The following is a 422-nucleotide window of genomic DNA, read 5'->3' as shown; positions in this document are numbered from 1 at the left end:
GTATCTTAAAGCCCATCAGCAGCGAAAGTCCTATCGCCATATCCGAATAACCCGAGAAATCGCAGTATATCTGCAAGGTATAGGGTAGGGGAGCATTGGCGAAGAATATACTTTAAGCTTCCCCTATCGGCCCGTTGATGGGAGGCATAAAAGCCAGTAATGCCGGAACAGCTTATGGGCGCATTGAAACATTAATAATAGGGACATCTAAACTAAAATCGAGATCTCCGTTTTCGTATATTTCAATAGTATAACTATCTGCATTTTTTACATTCTTCACATCATCGTCATATTTCAACGTGGTATTTATGCTGGCACTCAAGAACTTGTTTATCTTGTGCGAACCGGTATGGTTGAGATCTTCGCGCTTGAGGTATATCTTACAGCCGTATTTCGCCGAAAGCCTGTTGGCCAGGTACAAC

General features: G+C 42.7%; 1 protein-coding gene. It reads right to left on the bottom strand.

The genetic code is table 11. The features are described from left to right. Positions 1–172: 172 nt before the first annotated feature. Positions 173–422, bottom strand: a 250-nt coding sequence (locus D0T57_RS15375) for a hypothetical protein (RefSeq protein ID WP_163274349.1), incomplete at its 5' end; no start/stop codon positions are given.

The sequence above is a fragment of the Dysgonomonas sp. 511 genome (assembly GCF_010501105.1).
Lineage (GTDB): Bacteria > Bacteroidota > Bacteroidia > Bacteroidales > Dysgonomonadaceae > Dysgonomonas.
This window is presented reverse-complemented; position numbering and strand designations above follow the sequence as displayed.